The organism is Shewanella sp. SG41-3 (assembly GCF_014164545.1).
GTDB classification, from domain to species: Bacteria; Pseudomonadota; Gammaproteobacteria; order Enterobacterales; family Shewanellaceae; genus Shewanella; species Shewanella vesiculosa.
In genome coordinates this window covers 228,542-246,273 of sequence record NZ_JACJFJ010000004.1, presented here as the reverse complement: position 1 = coordinate 246,273, position 17,732 = coordinate 228,542, and the positions used below count along the sequence as shown (strand labels likewise).

13 protein-coding genes and 1 riboswitch are annotated in these 17,732 nt (G+C 41.8%); of the genes, 6 read left to right on the top strand and 7 right to left on the bottom strand.

Annotated elements, in window-relative coordinates:
• Positions 1-123: 123 nt before the first annotated feature.
• Positions 124-2,718, bottom strand: coding sequence for a glycosyl hydrolase family 18 protein (locus tag H5164_RS09480; protein WP_182755805.1), 2,595 nt, complete (start codon positions 2,716-2,718; stop codon positions 124-126).
• Between the two features lie 104 nt (positions 2,719-2,822).
• Positions 2,823-2,911, bottom strand: a riboswitch (cyclic di-GMP riboswitch).
• Positions 2,912-3,656: 745 nt separating this feature from the next.
• Between H5164_RS09480 and H5164_RS09475 the strand changes: the two genes are divergently transcribed.
• From H5164_RS09475 to H5164_RS09450, 6 genes are all read left to right on the top strand, one after another.
• Positions 3,657-4,937 (top strand): site-specific integrase, encoded by a 1,281-nt coding sequence (locus tag H5164_RS09475; RefSeq protein ID WP_182755803.1) that lies wholly within the window; start codon positions 3,657-3,659, stop codon positions 4,935-4,937.
• 8 nt (positions 4,938-4,945) lie between these two features.
• Positions 4,946-5,788, top strand: a complete 843-nt coding sequence (locus H5164_RS09470; protein WP_182755801.1) for a hypothetical protein — start codon at positions 4,946-4,948, stop codon at positions 5,786-5,788.
• A gap of 108 nt (positions 5,789-5,896) precedes the next feature.
• Positions 5,897-6,121 carry an AlpA family transcriptional regulator gene (locus tag H5164_RS09465; RefSeq protein WP_182755799.1) on the top strand — a complete coding sequence of 75 codons (225 nt, stop codon included), beginning with the start codon at positions 5,897-5,899 and terminating at the stop codon, positions 6,119-6,121.
• Entirely contained in the window at positions 6,121-6,327 is a 207-nt protein-coding gene (locus H5164_RS20195) for an AlpA family phage regulatory protein (RefSeq protein WP_182755797.1), read from the top strand. The genes H5164_RS09465 and H5164_RS20195 overlap by 1 nt, the downstream gene beginning before the upstream one ends.
• A gap of 222 nt (positions 6,328-6,549) precedes the next feature.
• A complete protein-coding gene (locus tag H5164_RS09455) occupies positions 6,550-7,377 on the top strand; it encodes an inovirus-type Gp2 protein (protein WP_182755795.1) in 828 nt (275 codons plus the stop codon).
• Between the two features lie 210 nt (positions 7,378-7,587).
• Complete coding sequence (locus H5164_RS09450) at positions 7,588-8,145, top strand: HGGxSTG domain-containing protein (protein WP_182755793.1); 558 nt, start codon at positions 7,588-7,590, stop codon at positions 8,143-8,145.
• Positions 8,146-8,393: 248 nt separating this feature from the next.
• On the opposite strand, the gene H5164_RS09445 is transcribed toward H5164_RS09450, so the two are convergent.
• Genes H5164_RS09445 through H5164_RS09420 form a run of 6 tightly spaced genes read right to left on the bottom strand, consistent with a single transcriptional unit; the run spans position 8,394 to position 17,725 of the window.
• Entirely contained in the window at positions 8,394-11,030 is a 2,637-nt protein-coding gene (locus H5164_RS09445; protein WP_182755791.1) for a P-loop NTPase fold protein, read from the bottom strand.
• Between the two features lie 22 nt (positions 11,031-11,052).
• A complete protein-coding gene (locus H5164_RS09440; protein ID WP_220492683.1) occupies positions 11,053-11,793 on the bottom strand; it encodes an HNH endonuclease in 741 nt (246 codons plus the stop codon).
• Between the two features lie 46 nt (positions 11,794-11,839).
• The gene (locus H5164_RS09435) at positions 11,840-12,952 is read right to left on the bottom strand and encodes a hypothetical protein (protein ID WP_182755789.1); all 1,113 of its coding nucleotides are present in this window, start codon (positions 12,950-12,952) and stop codon (positions 11,840-11,842) included.
• Positions 12,952-14,703, bottom strand: a complete 1,752-nt coding sequence (locus H5164_RS09430) for an AAA family ATPase (RefSeq protein WP_182755787.1) — start codon at positions 14,701-14,703, stop codon at positions 12,952-12,954. The genes H5164_RS09435 and H5164_RS09430 overlap by 1 nt, the downstream gene beginning before the upstream one ends.
• A complete protein-coding gene (locus H5164_RS20035) occupies positions 14,703-16,043 on the bottom strand; it encodes a restriction endonuclease subunit S (protein ID WP_182755785.1) in 1,341 nt (446 codons plus the stop codon). The genes H5164_RS09430 and H5164_RS20035 overlap by 1 nt, the downstream gene beginning before the upstream one ends.
• Positions 16,040-17,725, bottom strand: coding sequence for an N-6 DNA methylase (locus H5164_RS09420; protein ID WP_182755783.1), 1,686 nt, complete (start codon positions 17,723-17,725; stop codon positions 16,040-16,042). Before H5164_RS09420 ends, H5164_RS20035 begins: the two co-directional genes overlap by 4 nt.
• Positions 17,726-17,732: the final 7 nt, after the last annotated feature.

Genomic DNA, 17,732 nt, shown 5'->3' with positions numbered 1-17,732 from the left:
AGCGACACTTTGATGTGTCATTAGCTACTATGTCTACCAGCACGAATTTCTGCCGTAAACTGTAAAAGCTCTGCAAAAATGCAGAGCTTTATTTCGATTACATGCAGTTAATAAGTAAGCTTTTTATGGGCAACTAGCTATACCAATATCGACCCACACAGCAGCCATACCAGGAATATCACCTTTGGTCCAGTAACTGGCTTGCCATTGACGGCCGTTATAACTGGTCGTAGCGCCACCGCTATAGGCAATGGTAGCATCCCAACCTAACTCAACTTCACTTATTAGCTGCCATTGATCCGCAGTGCGGGAAGGCTTATTGCCTTGAGTCCAGTACTTAGCTTTCCAAACTAAACTACTGTAGCTAACGGTATCACCCGTGTTGTAAACCATGTTGGCTTGCCAAGTAGGATATTGATCCGCATTAGGGTCGGTTGCATCACAGCCCACACCGATTACCTTAGGTGTGACTGTCAATGTGGTTGAGCCATTGGCATCTAAAGCACCATCAGAAACTAACACGCTTAATAAGTAGCTAGTCGACTCTGTGACATTGGCACCGGTGACGACTAGCGTGGCACTATTTTGTCCTGTTGCAGAAACATCTGCTGGCACAGTCCAGTTGTAAGTGAGTGCATCACCATCGGCATCAGAGGCATTGGCTACAATACTGACAGACTTACCGGCTTCGACAATGGCTGTCGCAGCCACACTCACGACTGGGGCTTGGTTAGGCGCATCCGCCTTATTCGTTAAAAGGACTGAATCTGTTGCCGATGCACCTTGAGGATCCGTTACTTGAAGGCTAAAACCATAGACGACATCGGTCAGAGTAGCTTCTAATGGGATAATGACATTGGCCATATCCGCGTTAGCGAGAGTTATCGTTGGGCCGGATACTTGTGTCCAAAGATACGTTAGGGCGCCATTTTCAGGATCACGTGAACCATTTCCATTAAGTGTTACATCGGCAGGGCCAGTTACTGATATGTCTGCTCCAGCATTGGCAATAGGGGCTTTATTCACCGGTGGCGTAGTGCCTTCACCGTGGCCAAGACCTTCGTGCATCGCATTAAGAATATCGCCATTATCAGCATCAATTTCCCAAGCGAATAGTCCTCCAAGTTGATTTGATAACACATATTGGCCTTTGGCTTTTACCGAACGAGGATCGTCAAAGGTAATCAAATCGCCTGTCGTTGGGTTAAACACTGACGCTGCTTCGGCGGTTTCATCGTAGTTATAAGTCCAACCGCTCCCCATGTACTCATTCACGATCTGGCGATAATCCACCACGCCATCTTCCCATGTGCCTTTTACTTTACCGGTGGCCGTACCCGTAAATGGATTATTGCCAGTGTAGCCATTAACGCCAGTCCAACCACGGCCATACATAGCCGCACCGACCACAATTTTACCAGGCGTAACACCTTGCGCTAAAAGGTTTTTCACCCCTTTGTCTGTGGTGTAGCGGGTATCAGGATCCCAACTGGCTTCATACAAATTGGTTTGATGGCCAAGTTCGGTATTGGTCCAGCCGCCGTTGAAGTCGTAGCTCATTAAAAAGATGTAATCCATGTATTGCTGGGCAGCTTGATAATCAACTTTGGCAATTTTATCGTCACCAGCGCTAATGGCTGAGGTCAGTTCATAACTTCGTCCCGTTTCAGCGCTTAACTCATCTAACATGGCCCGCAGTTCTCGCATCAAAATGACATAGGTTTCGCCATCATTAGCATTACCTAAACTTGGGTTTGCACCGCTCCCCCCGGGGAACTCCCAATCAATGTCTACACCATCGAAAAATTTCCACGTTTGTAAGAATTCTTTAACTGATGCCACAAAAACATCACGCTTGGTTTTATCTCCTAGAAAATAGAATGGATCGGATAATGTCCAGCCACCAACAGAAGGCAAAATTTTCAAATCAGGATAAGCTTGCTTAAGTGCCATCAATTGGCCGAAATTGCCTTTATAAGGATCAGAAAAATCACTCACACCAGCCTGAGGCATTTGGACCGCCGCCCAAGGATCGTGGATAGCGACTTTAAAGTCAGCACGGCCACTACAGGCACGTTGCAGCGCTTGGAAACTGCCGTCGATTTCTTTCAAGCTGTCGTTGATACCATCCCCGCCGCATATTGGGGTAAAACCATATAAAATATGAGTTAAATTTTGTGCAGGGATCTTATCGACCGCGAATTTGCGGCCGTATACCCCCCATTCAACAAAGTAACTGCCGACCACTTTGCCTGATTTATTGGCATAGGGACGGTTGTTTTCTTTAAGCGGAGCATTGAGTGGCACTAAGTGGCTGCCATCGGTATCGGCCACGAGGATTTCTTTGGCATCGCTCGCCGTACAACCATCGCTGTTACACAGCTGAACTTGCATTTGATAGCGGCCACCTTGCTGTACCTTGAAACTTGCAGAGCCAGACGCACTCGAAGGGCCTTCCCATACAGCATTACCATCAAGCAGTACTTTCGCCACAGTGCCAACATCACCACTCCAAAGATTCCAGTTAACTGATACATCCGCTGCATCTTTGACTTTCACTAATTGGTTGTAGGCTGTTGCGGCTTGATCAACCTCGATGATGGCAAATTTTGTTTCACCCCAACCAATAGTGGGTTTACCCGGAGTGGCAGCGATAACATGTGCAGATAACGAAGATGAAATAATCAACGCTAATGTTGAAATACGTGTATTAAACATGAGACTTCCCTATTGAATTATTTAAACCAATAAGGCAAAAAACGCGAACAGGACAGCTGTTCTTTCTAAAACTCATGCGTCAAAAATGCATGAAGAAGGATCCCTGTGGTGTCCCCGCTATCATAGGTACTAAATTCCCCTTAGACCGGAGGCTTTGCGTCCCAATCTTTCAATTGGTTTGCCTTTCTCAAACAAGTGACAGCGTTGTCATTTGTTTCATTAGCATAGTCTTAACTTTTATAAAAATGCAATGAAATAATCCGATTAGGATAAATATTTTTATATGTGATGTTTTTTTGACAATGACTAAAATTAAATTCTTCTGTTTATTTTTAGTTAAGGTTTTGTAATTCATGAAGTATTTTTTGGTTGAAAATCAAGGTGTCAAAAAATAAGAAAAATACTTAAGCGTTAAACATTAAGTGTTAGGGTTACCATCTAGCAACTGTTGCCACTTTTTATCATCTGCGAGTTTTATTTTATTTGAAAAGGTTGGGCTATTGAAGAGCGTTAGCCTTAGTTCAAATTCATTAAGAAATTCATCAAGGTTGAGATCAGCGATGTATTCATCATGATTGAGAACTCATTAGGCTATTGAGGATGTTGCGAGTTTTTGATTTTGGGTGGATCAGGAGTATGAGTTTTTATTTACGTTACTTTGTAAGGAATTTACTCAGGGTACATATGAAGGTACATATAAGCAAAACGGGCTTATCATTACTGATAAGCCCGTTTCATTACAATCACTTAGACGCTATGTCTTAGTTCATGCCGTACTAACTATTTAGGTGTTTTTCTCGGTTTGGTTGAGTTTGTGTTTGTTTTATAAGCTTTTGATATATTTTAATTAAATACTATTATTTGTTCGTTGTTGTTCTGTTTTGTTTGCCCTTATACTAAGATACGTGAGTAACTCGGTGTGTAACTCAGAGGCATTAATGGCGACAAATAAGCTCAGTGATAGAGGTCTAAGGGTATTGCTCTCAACTTCGCTCGATAAATCTAAATCATACAGTGATGGGGGGGGATTAAGTGTTCGCGTTACAGCCTCCAAATCTAATTCTGATGATGATAACCATTTGCAATGGCAATTTCGTTATAGGCTTGGCGGGCGAGAAGCTCAACAGTTGACTCTCGTCTTAGGTAAGTACCCTGAATTAACGTTAGCCACAGCAAGAAAGGAACGTGAACAATGTCGGCAATGGTTAGCTGAAGGTAGGGATCCTAAAAATGAACGTAATTTAGGCCGTGTGGAAAGTTTGAAACCACTTACGGTCAAAAGTGCACTGTTACTTTGGATTGAAAATTACGCCAGTAAAAATCGTAAGAATTCAGCAAAACATCTCCAACAATTCAATCGATGGATTTTTATCAAAATAGGCCATCTTCCAATTTCACAAATTGCTAAACATCATTGGATCGAATGCTTTGAAGCTAGAGCTGCGAAATATCCTGTGGCAGCAGGTTATGTATTAAGGAATGCTCAGCAAGCATTAAAGTATGTGAAGAAAAGAGGCTATGAGGTCAGTGGCGATATTTTTGAATTAGACTTTGAAAGTATCGGAGCTAGGGCACAAGCAAAGCGTTCAAGAAGATTATTATCCGATTCCAGTTTTCAGGAGCTCGTTGATTTATTGAAGTGGCTAAAACAAGGTGAAATGCCACCATATTATAACGACCTAGTACAATTTTTGATTATTTTTGGCTGTAGAACGCAAGAGATTAGATTATCTAAAATAGATGAATGGGACTTTGAGCGTATGATCTGGACTGTACCCTCAGAGAATAATAAAAATGTACTCAAAGATAAAAAAAATGGTTTAAGTGGTGAGATTCTTCGCCCTATACCTGAGCGACTTAAGCCGTGGCTATTAGGCTTAGCATCAAAAAGTGCGAATGAGTATATCTTGGGCGATGTCAAAGCTGATACAGCAGTCAGTGGATGGGGATCCGATATCTGTGAAAAGTTGGGACATGAAAAAAAATGGACCCTGCATGACTTGAGGAGGACTGTTGCAACAGGCATGAATGATTTAGGAATAGCACCTCATATTGTTGAGTTGATATTAGGACATACCATTCAGGGGGTTGCAGGTATTTACAATCGTAGTCAAAGAATACCAGAGAAGCTTCAAGCACTCGAACTCTGGTTAGATCGTTTAGAACTTTTACAATCAGACACAACTAATGTTGTTTTGTTAGAAAAAGCAAGAGCATAAGGTTTTTAATGAATATCCCTAAAAATGTTAAATTGACCCGATTAAACGACATAAAGAAAATATTATTACCAGAGATGGTCATTGAACAGTTGAAATTGGTAGATGAGACTTTTTCCGAAGAGATACCAAACCAATTGGATCGAGTGAAGAATAGTGATTTTCCAGGGATAGAAATCGTTAAGCTTATAGGTTCAAGGGCCCACAAAGTAAGAGCAAGTGGTGATGAGCTTTATGCAGAAAGAGCTTCCGAACACCAACCATCCCAGCTCGGACTAGTCGTCGACAATACCGTTATTTTTATGAAGCAATCTAAGGCTTTACTCCATAGAGTAAATGCTACTTCAAAAGAGCATGATCCTCAGTTGCTATTACTAATCGATAGAGTCATCGAGACAGCTTTTTACCTTGGTTATTATGCCGGAAGCAATGATTCGTTGGCTTTAACTGATCGGTATACCAATACAGGTTATATAACTAAGGTCACTCAACCGCAGAAAGGAGGGCAGTCAAAAGCAAAAGCCACTGACCCGTTGAAAAAATTAGTTCGCGATATGGCAAGTAGCATATATGAGAATCAACGGCTATCAAACACGACCAAATTAATACTGGTCGAAGCAATCAACTATTTATTAGCGGATTTCTCTCAAAAAGGAGACAATAATCAGATCCCGTCACTAATCAAATTTGCTAGTAGAGCTCCCGAGCCAGACACTATAAAGGCTTGGATTAAAGATATTAAGAAACCTAACAATCTGGCTAAATCACCTAAATCTACTCTTGCCGAAGTAAAGACTGCTCTAAAATCAGCTTACACTACTAAAAAAATTGAAAAATTACTAAATAGTATTTAAAAACAAATATTTGAATAAATCAAAAAGTGGGTCTACTCAGTAGACCCACTTTTTTTATCTGGTAAATACATCAAAATCACTCCCGAACTAATTTGAACTGGAGTGAGCATGACAACATTAAATCAACCATCAATAGACCGCATAGTGCGAGAAGTGGAACGTAAAGCAATCACCTCAATTTCACGAACAACCGCATGGTCGCTTGAGCGTAGAGGCCTTTTCCCTAAACGCAGGCAGCTCTATCCACAGAGTACTTCTGTTGGCTGGCTTTTATCAGAGCTAACTGAGTGGGTCGCTTCTCGTCAAACAGTTAATGGCGGTGGAAAGTGCTAATGCAGAACCCAAACGACGATCACTTAGCGCTATTCATTGATGAGTATCGAATAGTCAAAAAACCTGAAATCCAGCGACTACTCGGCATCAGTCGGTCAACTTTAGGACGAAGAATTAAATCAGGGAGGTTTCCCAAACCGTCAGTGATCGAGAATGGTCGCTCATACTGGCTGTTCAAAAATGTGCGCGAATGGCTGTTGAAGTAAGCATGTTGTCTACCTACGGGATTAAAGCAGGCTTAGCCTGCTTTTTTTACCAAACGAGATGACACAGTTTGACCCACTATTCGCGCTAATCAAAACCGACTAAAAAGCCTTAAAACCCCTTAGGGCTACAAGAAACACCATAGATCAAACCCGATACAACGGCGGATATTAAATAATATATGGCCGCCTATTATTGGGATGTCAAAAATAGAAGGCAAAGCTATGTTCTGTATCAGTAAGCATAATTCAACATTAAAGGTGTATAAAAATCATGCGTACCATGTCTATAAGCCTAAATCTCAAGGGCTTAAGCCACAGCTGGTGAACAAAATCATCTCAAGTTGTGAAACGATGCTAAGTCACTACAGCAAAGTGATGGTTGTCAGAATTGATCTACATCCATACCAGTTTTCTGCTGATAATAATCAAATTTCTCAGTTCCTTGATCAGCAGGTCGAAAAGCTATCAAAGCAATACAAATGCAAAGTGCAATACCTTTGTGCCAGAGAGCGACATCATTCAGAAATACAACACTATCATGTTGCACTCATGCTTAGCGGACACAAGATCCATTATCCACACAAGCTGTTAAATCAGCTTAAATCACAATGGGAGCATGCTGGTGGAACGGCTTCACTAGTTGATAGCCCTTTCAACATTATGCTCCGTGGAAATAAGCCATCACTTAAGAATGCCATTTACCGCCTCAGCTACTTTGCGAAAGCATTTACAAAGGAGCTCAATATCAAAGCGCGCACGTTTCTCAGCAATAAGCTCCAGCCATCAGCAGCATTTGATGACACCAAAGACATTCTCTTGGTTAATCCTTTGATCACCTTTGAAATGAATCAGCGAAAGAAAAAACGAGAAAACACCAATAGCACAGTAAAGGCTATCAATAACAGATGGTGGACAACATTTGCTTGGTTTAACGAGCTAAGCCATGCCCAGCAACTCAAAGAATCCATTAGCTCGAGAACATCAAGTTTACATCACATCGTGGATCCGCTTTTGAGTGGATCACAGCTTCAGCACCCTATGAACCGATAAAAGTTCATGATCCATTTACGGAAGATGATCCACCAGCAGATTTGCTTAAAACAAACTAAAACGCACAAAAACCAACAACTCACTGCTGTCAGAGGTATTTGACGATGTTATCCCAGCGCGTATTTGTTTGAAATGCAAAACAAAGCCCATGAACCGAAGCAGATCCAACAGTTGTAGATCCACTTTTGTTGATCCAAAGAGAAAATATTAATGAGTAAATTTAATTTAGAAACGCTTCCCCGCTGCGGAGCAAAGACCCGAAGTGGCAACCAATGTCAGCGTTATGGCAACAAAACTAATGGGCGCTGCAAATTGCATGGTGGCCGCTCTACAGGTGCAACCACTAAAGAAGGGAAACTTGCATTAAAAACAAATGCGATTGCCAATTCGTTCAACTGGTTCAGTAAATTAAACATTAATATTGAGTATTTGAATACTGCTATAACGGCATATAACCAATTACTAGACCTGAGTGTTGTAAATGACTCAAATACCCTTGATAGGGTTGTTCAACTCGTTAGCGATAATCGAATCGAATTAGAGTATGCAAAATATTATCTCGCGAGTAAGCGTGGTGATACAGCGTTCATGTTGGTCCAATCAGCATTAGATCGCTACTACAGAGATACTGATGCCAAACACCTTCACTTTCATGTCCATACTACTATATGGGCGATGCCTTATTTTCATCGATTCATCAGCCAAGCTGAAAGTTATGCATATTTACATTGGGATGCTCGTAAACTTATAAAAGGTAAATTTTGGTGAAGACCTGATTTACTATTAAGTTTCCCCCTTCTAGCAGTGTCCTACAAGGGGGAGATAAAGTTATTTGTGAAGATAGGTTGCCAAAACTAAATATTTCAGCCTTGCTACTCGTGTGTCAAACAAGACAATGGAATAATGAAATCATTTAAGAAAAATAACAGCACGGTACAGTGGTGTTGCCAACCAATTAAGAACTTAATCCTTAAAATAAAATCTACTTTTACCTTAAACGCTTCCAAATATCATACTTAACACTTTACATAAGGCATGGAAACCTTCCGGACCCTATTAAGCGTTTTCTGTAAAGTGCTAGGATCACTGTTCTCAATCTCTTGTGAGTAATAATATTGGATAATATTATCTCTGCTAGAGCTAGCATCGTTTAAACTTTTAAAAAATTTCGGTATATCAAAAGCTTGCATTGGTATGTCTATAGTGTAAATTTCATTTAAGAAAAGGAAGAACATATGCTCTTTTAGCTTTTCATTATCACTTATCAATTCTGGGAAAAGGCCTTTTAATAGCGTTACTGAATTATGCAGTCTAATTAAAGCTCTTGGGTTACCAATATTGAAAAGGTCTGTGAGAAGAGTGAAGTATTCAAGCTCAGCGATGGTGCTTCTTAGGTAGGAATCAGACGTTTCGGTTACGTGCTCCTCCTCATTTTCAACTTCTTCCCAATCGACTTTAAATTCATTACGAGCGGCTTCTTTTGCTTGTTGCTTTAAGCGCTTACTTCGCTTAAAAGAGTCTGTTATTTCAGTATCAATTTCCATCGAATCGTAAAGTCGCTTCTGAATAAACACAGATAGCTGAGAAGAGCTTGGCTCGTCCAGTTCAATGACTAATTGAAATAACTTGCCTAAAAAATCACGGGCTATCTGCTGAGCCTGCTTCTGGTCGATAAAGCTATTCAAACTCTTTAGAGCGACGGCATTCAATAATTGTTCACCATCAACTGCAAATACCACAATGACATTATCTAGGCTTGCCAGGAGCCTTATCGCCTCTAAAGTATTAACAATTCGATCAGGAGAGCAACGGTCTAAATCCTCGATTACGAGTATGATTTTTCTTTCAACATTTTGAGTATTCTCAGGAAGATTATTTTTTTTCAAGCCAAATAAATAGTTAAACTTTGTTTTAAAGTAGCGTTGAGCTGAAAAGCTGTACGAATCGATTAAAGCCCGTATATCTTCTTTGAGATACTGAGCTACACCTAAGTGCTTTGAATAGTCTGGGGAGTTACTTATAGAGTTTATTTTTTTCAAAAAAGGACTAGCCCAGAGATTTTTTGCTATTCCAAAGATGGTCAGAGCGAAACCTGATACTACTCCAGAAACTATGATTGGTGATTTATCACTTTCAGCCAAAAAGCTGTCGATCAGCCCTGTACTGATTACCGCAAGGGCAGCAATCCCAATGAGCACCCACCAAATTAAGGCGTTTCTTAGAGTGTCCCTCTGTAAGAAAATTCTATATTTACCAAGCATGTAAATACGTTTTAGAAGGCTTTTTTGAGAGTAAAGGTCCGTAGCTAAGTGATGAGCTAACGCGCCTGCCATAAAATCACAATGCTCATTTTCCCAGGCATTAAAAATGCTGAAACGATAGTTAGAATTTGCTTCGAAATCCCGCTTTAATAAATTGATAATTGTACTTTTTCCAGTCCCCCATTTGCCGAATAGTCCTACTGTGAACGGCTTGAACTTAGAGTCCGATTCGATTATTCCTTTCAATACATGGACCAGTGTACCTCTACCTAGTAAATCCGTTTTATTCTCTTGATCCCCTTTGGGTTCTATTCGATAAACTCTGTTGGTAACGGATAGCTGAGAGTTCTCAAGATCGACCCCTAAACTAGGCTCATTCCAGTTGAGCCCTGCATAATCCCAAATTGTTCCAAAGGATTTTCCTTCTGATGGTCTTGCTACTAGGCCTACTAATCGATGTGCTTGTGATAGAGGCTTAAAGTTCACTAAGTGAACGACGTTTCCTAGGTCGTACCCCCCTTCTAACAGTAAGCTGACACTTAAAGCTATGTGAGCAGATTCGTCATTTTGAAAAGTACGAATAAGTTGCCCAGGGTCAGGGCTATCAGAAGTAATCAATGAGGTATTGATAGCAATGCCAGTTACTCCGGACAGTAAATGACTTAATGTTTGAAAATAATAGCCTGCCTCCATAATATTTCGGCAGAGTACAACTATCTTGTCCCCATGATTTATTTTTACTTGGCTAAGCCAATGGCTTAGCTGCGTCTCGACTTGGGCTAGATGTACGCTCGATGATGAAATATCAACATCCAAGCTATTGGTATTAGGTCTCAGATCCAACAAAATTTGAATTACTTTAACGGGTACGCAATACCCATCAACTATTGCTTGAGAAATTGAGTATTCAAATATAATATTTCTATTAGCATATTCAACCAAATCCAATGAAGGAGTAGGTGTTGCAATAAGTACTTTAGATTCTTTATTACTTTTTCTAATGAGTTCACTTGCATTAATGGCGGCTTTGCCATCAAGGTCTACTAAGTAGTAGACATCTGCATTTGAATATTTTCCTTGATTATCTGAGAAGGTTTTATAAGTGATAACATCAAAAGAAGTACTCAACTCTCCTAAATCATTGAGCAGCATACTAAGCTGTTTCTTATGTTCCCGAAGCTTTACTATGACGATACTTCTACGAAAAATGGTATTAGATGCGATTGCCTGAGCGATTACTAGGCTTTTCCCTGTACCAATAGCCATAATCAATAACCCAATATTTGGCCCAGAGTACAAAGCTTTAGAGAGCGCGTCTACGGCTGCTTGTTGGTAATCTCTGAGTCTACTTTTTTCTTGGTTTAGGTGTTCTGTATCACTTGAATTATTCATTTCAACTTCCATGTTTTAATTATTAGGCATTAGAGTTATCAATTATCCGCTGTAACTTCTCAATACTCATAGCAGGCTTTTCCGTATGAAGCATTGCATGGCAGTTAGGGCAAACAGGAATGAGGTCGTTAATGGGGTCGACTTGGTAGCTTTCACCGATAGTCGCGATATCAACCTTATGGTGCACATGAATAAAGCCTTTACCTATTTGGCCATAGGTCTTTTCAAAATCAAAGTCACACACTTGGCAGATAGCACCGAACTTGGCGATACAAGTCGTTCTTGCTTTGGAGTCTCGCTCATAAGCATTGATGGTAACTTGCTTTAAAGCGCCTTCAATGAAGCCTGTTAATAGCTCTGGGACTTCATCAGGATAGATAACCTCTGTCACAGTTAGCGCCAGCTTGGCCCTATATGAGTCCACCAGCGTTCTTATGGAAACTTGTTCACCTTTCCCTTGTACAGCGTAATAATCTAAATGCAATTCAACGGCAATCAATGCTCGTTCAAGGGCTTCAGGCAACATATCATTTTTGAAGCGCTCAAGATAATAACGAGTTGCCGCCAAGCTTATTGTCTTTTTGTAAACAGTCCCCTCAAACATTGCTAGCAATGCATTCAAGTAGAATGCCGATGAACTTGATTTTAAACCTGTATGACTAGATAACATTGCTGTCGCGGCACTTCGATTTGTCTGCCCCGACTCAACTTTCAAAGCAAACTCGAATGCTGGCTCGTATTGTTCTGGTGTAATTGCTGCCATATTTACCCCCTGCATTTACCTATAAGCCCTTCAACCTCAAAGGTGTTTAACCAGCCAAAATAAACTCACCACCTGGAATACCGTGTTCTTGATCTAAGAAATTAGCTATAGAAAAAATAAGCTCTAGATTTGAACGAGACATTGCCAAATAGAGTTTGTGGTCCCAGAACACCCCTGCGCTGCGTTTTAATGAATTTGCAGTTGGAGGTGCCAACCCCCTCGCTACTTGATGTTGCAAATCTTGTAAGTCACGAGGACGGATTCTGTCAGATACATAATGTTCCAACGACATATAACGGCCTTCAACTAGATTTTTGATTTCAAAGACGTCATTCCAAGTATCAAGCTTACTTTTTAGAATCGGATCCTGCGAATCAAGCTTTAACATTACTTTCGGCGAAATATCATCCAACTCAATATCCAATTCAACCAGCTGACTTGCCCCCTCTATATAGGGATCAAAACTGTGTCTTTGCTGTCGAGCGATATTGCAAAAGAACATGTCTTTGGTCTTTTTTGCATCCTGATTACAGGTTCGACATATTGGAAACAGGTTTCTTGGATGCACTGCAAAAATGGGGTATTTAGACTTACATAGCAGATGGTCGTAATCAGCACGCCACTGGTTATCATCAGCTACATTCGCCCGGAAAGGGGCTATAGGTTCAAGTCCACAAGCCCTGCATACTGTGCCGTTAATTCTTTTGAATTCGGTAAAGTGCTCATCAATTCTCACTCCACCAGCGGACGCAATAATATCATCCAGTGTTTTGGTTTGCGTATACAGGTGGTAGCATAAGGCCTGTAATTTTTTCATCAAATCTTGTGGAATAAAAGCTAGCAGATCATGCTTCCGTTGTTGAAATAGATCTGTAAAATCCTGATTATCGCGCATGCTCACAAATAGTTGCCTCCGAATGGCTTCTGGCTCTTGTTGAAGCGCTATATGCAGTGCCTCAAACTTGTCTCGAGTAAGCAAGCCTCTAATATTCGGCGTTTTTACATTATTCCAGCAGGCCAAGCCTAGCGCTGTGTCAGATAAACTCTGGCGAGTAAAGAGACCAACAAGAACAGCATGTTCTAAGAAATACAACAATTCACGATTGAGCGCTTCAAAAACACAAAATTCTGGGGTATTTTGTTCTAAAGGAAACAGCATCAGCGACTCAACCTTTTTATGAGGTATGATTTTTCAGGCGACTTACCCAAAGTCTCAAGCCATTGAATCACGTCTTGGCCCTCTTGATTTATCTTCCGGCGGATTTCCTCAACCACAGAGTGAGAAATAAGCGACTCCAATCCAAAAAATTGCTTAATTAGCACATCAAACGAAGCGCCATAGGTCTCTTCTGGAGGTTTACGGTAACCGATGGAATCGTCGTCATTGCGATTAAACATAAACACGCTTTCTTTATGCAGTGAGGAAATCATGAAAGGAGAATGAGTAGCCACAAACACTTGGGCATGTTTGTTGTCAGCTCCTAAAGCCTGCTGTAAAAAACCATGAAAATGAGTTCGCCATGCTGGATTTAAATGTGTCTCAGGTTCGTCGTATAGAAATAGCGTTTGTTCATCTCTGTATAGTGTTGTTATTGCTAAAATTTGTAACAGCTGTGCCTCACCATCTGATAAGTCATCAAAACAAACTGTGCGACCGCCTTCATCGGCAAGGACGAGTTCTTTCACTGATAGCGGCAGTTTAGCTTTAAGAGGTTTTTTTACTGAACCTTCATAGTTATCTTTGTTCAGCTCACGTCTCATTTTGGCATTTAGGTTTTTTAATCCAAGCTGCTGTATTCGATATAACCGTTCAAACATTCTCAATCCACTATCAATGTTCGACTGTTTGAGGTTGCGCTTTACATCAGGATCATACAAATCGAGTTCGATAGTGCCACGAAGAAAGTCTAACTCGTAAAGTTCATACTCATCATCGGTAGTTCTTCGGCCCAAGCCTTTAACGTTGTAGGGAAATGCATCTCCAATGAACTTCTTGATGTCCTTAGTTAGCTCTTCCTCAATAGTCCAATTTTTCAAGTCATACTCAAGCACAAGTTTGACTGGACGATTATAAGTGGTTCCAGCAAGAGCTCGTGCTAGGTTCTCATCATCAAGAATAGCTAATGCAGCAATGGCTAGCTGAGCACTATCATAATCCAAGTACACATGAGTACTCGGGCTAACATAAGTCTCCCTAAGACCCAATGGATTGGCATACTCCAGCATCTCAGCTTCAGTGCCAACTTGGGTTAACTCCTCTTCAAAAAGGTGTGGATATCGTGCTAGAAAACGTTCGTTAACATCTTGGATTAGCATCGGTAGGCGCTCACGACTTTCTTCATCATGACGATTTCTATATTCTGCCTGCAACCGCATTAATTGCTTATTTCGCCGCGATCTTGCATTGAGAGCCTTATAAATCTGATTGGCATTTTTAAGAAAGCTGCGTTGCAAGTTTTCGTTAAGTCCTGATGAGTAGCCAATGACTCTCGGCAACTGTAGTGATTCAAGGGGAATTTCTTCCCACTCAGATTGCTTGTTTACAAAAACCCGCAGCTTTTTACTCGAAATGGGTAGGGCGACCTTGTACTTAGGGTTTATGACTCCACCACATTGAGCCAAAGGCCCACCGCAAACCATACCTGAATTACCTACTGAATGGTTACTGGGTTCGTGGGTTTGATATTCCAGTACAAAACCGAAATTAAGGCTATTTTTGACCTTAAAGTCACGTCTTTGTGCTCGCTCAATAAAGGCAAAACACTCGCCAATAAGCTCTAGAAGCTGTGACTTACCAGAGCCATTAAGACCTACGAGAGCTATAACTTGTCCTTGAGAGTCTGAAAAATCAAATGCCTGCTCCTTTAGCCCTTTGTATTGACCTTGCAGACTTAGAGATAATAAGCGCATCAGGCCTTTTTCCTTATACTGGCTTTCTTTGTGGGCTTTTTCTTTGTAGCAAGAGCTTCACGTTCGGCTTTAATGCGTTCAAGCAGGGCTTCGGCGCTATTTTCGCCAGAGATTAACTCAGGGTTCGCGGTGCGCCAGTCGGCGGTGAGTTCGCCTCTGAAGGCTTTAGCGAGCATCGACTGGGTGAGGTTATTGACCCGTAGCTGCGCGGCATTGACCTGGGCTTCTATTTTATCGGCTAAGGTGAATAAGTCTTCGACACGACGGACGATTTCGGCTTGCTCTTTAAATGGGGGAAGTTCTATTTCAGCATCATCAAAAAGTTTAAATGAAATCGCTGGCATTGCTCCTCCTTTTACCATTTGCTTTAAATAGTTTTGAAATATAGGCGAAGTCAAAAAAATATAAAGGTAATCTTTAGTCAAGTTCAAGCCATCGGGCGAAATCATAAAAAGATTATTTGCCAATACTCCAGATAGTCCTTTTCCAACAAAGCCTGATGTAGCGCCATACCTAACCATAACGATATCATCTTCGTTTATATATCTATTTGAATTGCTTTTAGGTACATATTTAAAGTCATTAGACTTTTGTGTGAAATTAATAATCCTTAAAAATTTTTCATACCCTTCTCGCTGTTCATCAACCTGTTCAGGTGAAGATACTTGAGTTCCTTGCTTAAAGGATACGTAGTTTTTCAAACCAGAAAGTTCAAGGTACTTACTATCCGTCAGCCTTCCACTCACTGCGGCAGCAAGGACGGATTGGCGGAATGATTTTAAGATGGCGGGGATGGCATCGAGGCGGGCTTTGGTGCTTTCCACCTGCGCCAGCAGTTCATCCAGCTTGCCGGCAATGACTTTTTGTTCGGCTAGTGAGGGGAGAGGGAGAATAGCCTTTTTGACTAAATCACCACTAATATTTTTAACCACTCCACCAACGGCCAATAGATCGAATTGGTTCTTAACATATGAAGATGAAAGTAAATAATAAAAATAATCTGTATTCATCAACGAAGGTAAGCGAAGCGCAAACCATCCGTCATGAATGTATCCAGATATTTTCATGATATAAGGTCGTCCAAATGACATAGAGTTGGAAAGAATAAAGTCACCAACATCCACAAACCTAGACTTTAATGCACCTTCAGGAGTAATTTTCTCTTTAGTGGAAGTTACATACTTTTGACCTTCTTTAGTATCACCAATTTTGATCCAGTTAACCCCATCAGAGTTATCAGTTTGAAAATTTTTAATTGGTCTAGGTGAGCTCCCTCTTTCAACTATTACAGTATTACCCAATGTTTGTTCAGCCCAACCTTCAGGAATCACTTGGCTCATCCTTTCACCCCACCAGCTAACTCTGCACCTAGGGATTTCATCAAAGCCTCAAGATCGGCTAATGCGCCTTTCAGCTCGGTCATGGCTTCGCCTGCCAATTCTTCCGGTGTGCCTAAGTCGGCGGCATCGACGCTGTTGGCATCTTTTAGCCATGAAATATCTAGCGAGTCTGATTTGGTATCACGGATAAATTCACGGCTAAACACACGCCAGCGGCTCTTTTCTAAGGGCCGCTCAAGGCTGTCGGCTATTCGCTGCGCTTTCTCGGCTCCTTGTTGCGCTTTCTCGCTTCCATCTAAGCCTTGATTAACAACTGAATCATCGACTTCCGCGTCTTCGGCGTTAAACGACCATTCACCTTCTTTTCGGTCGAAAATTGCTCCTGCATTTTCGACACTTCCGCCATCCATGGCGGTCGCGTTCTTATTCTTGCCGTAATAACATTCTTCAAAAGGTGTGAGGTGCTGCTGGCCGAATGGGGTGCGTTTGCCAAAGTTTGGCATGTTGGTACGTAGGTCATAGACCCAAGTATTAGTGGTGCAGTTTTCTTCTTGTAGCTTGTCGGCCTCTGACCCTTTAGTAAAGAACAGCACGTTAGTCTTCACACCAGCGGCGTAGAAGATGCCGGTGGGCAGACGCAATACAGTGTGCAGGTTGCACTTGTTCATCAAGTCGCGGCGCACATCGGTACCGACGCCCGCTTCAAACAACACATTATCTGGCAATACCACGGCGGCGCGGCCACCAGGCTTTAAGTTGCGGTAAATGTGCTGCAAAAATGCCAGCTGTTTGTTGCTGGTGGGATAGGTTAAGTCATCACGGGTGATAGAGGCATCGCCACCCTTGCTGGTACCAAAAGGCGGGTTAGCGAGTATGATATCGGCTTTGGGTAAACTCATGCCGACTTGACCTAATGAGTTTCCTAAATGCACTACGCCTTCATCGTCACCTTCCATGCCATGGAGTAGGCAGTTCATTAGTGCTAGGCGGCGAGTCGATGGCACCAGCTCGACACCGATAAAGGCCTTATTCTTTTGAAACTCGACCTGCTTAGCATCTAAATCAAAATGGTCATCAGTCTTGGCTTTAATAAAGCTGTCGGCGGCGATCAGGAAGCCTGCGGTACCTGCTGCGGGATCTTGAATGACTTCGCCTGCTTGTGGGTTGATGACTCGCACCATGGAATCAATCAAGGCGCGGGGAGTAAAGTATTGGCCCGCACCGGACTTAGTCTCGTTCGCGTTTTTCTCTAATAAGCCTTCATACAAGTCGCCTAAGCCGTCTTTCTGGGCGCTGAACCAGTCGATAGAGTCCAGTGATTTAATTAACTGCTTTAAATGGCGCGGCTCACGCAGGCGAGTTTGTGCATCGGCATAAATCGCTAAAATTAATGGGTCTGCATGTAGGGTGTTACCCTCGCTGTCTTTGCCTGTGGATAAGGTGAGCAACATGCGCTTATAGTCATCGAGCAGGTTTAAGCCGTCTTTGTCGCTTAAGTCGGTCCAGCGGCAACCTGTTGGCAGGGTATGTTTATTAAGTAAGCCCGCCTCGGTGTTCTCGTGCACCATTTTGATAAACAGCAGCAAGACTAGCTCAGTCACGTAGTCGGAATAGTTAATGCCGTCATCACGGAGTACGTCACACAGGTTCCACAGTTTTTGTACAATGTCGTTGTTGCTCATTGGATTT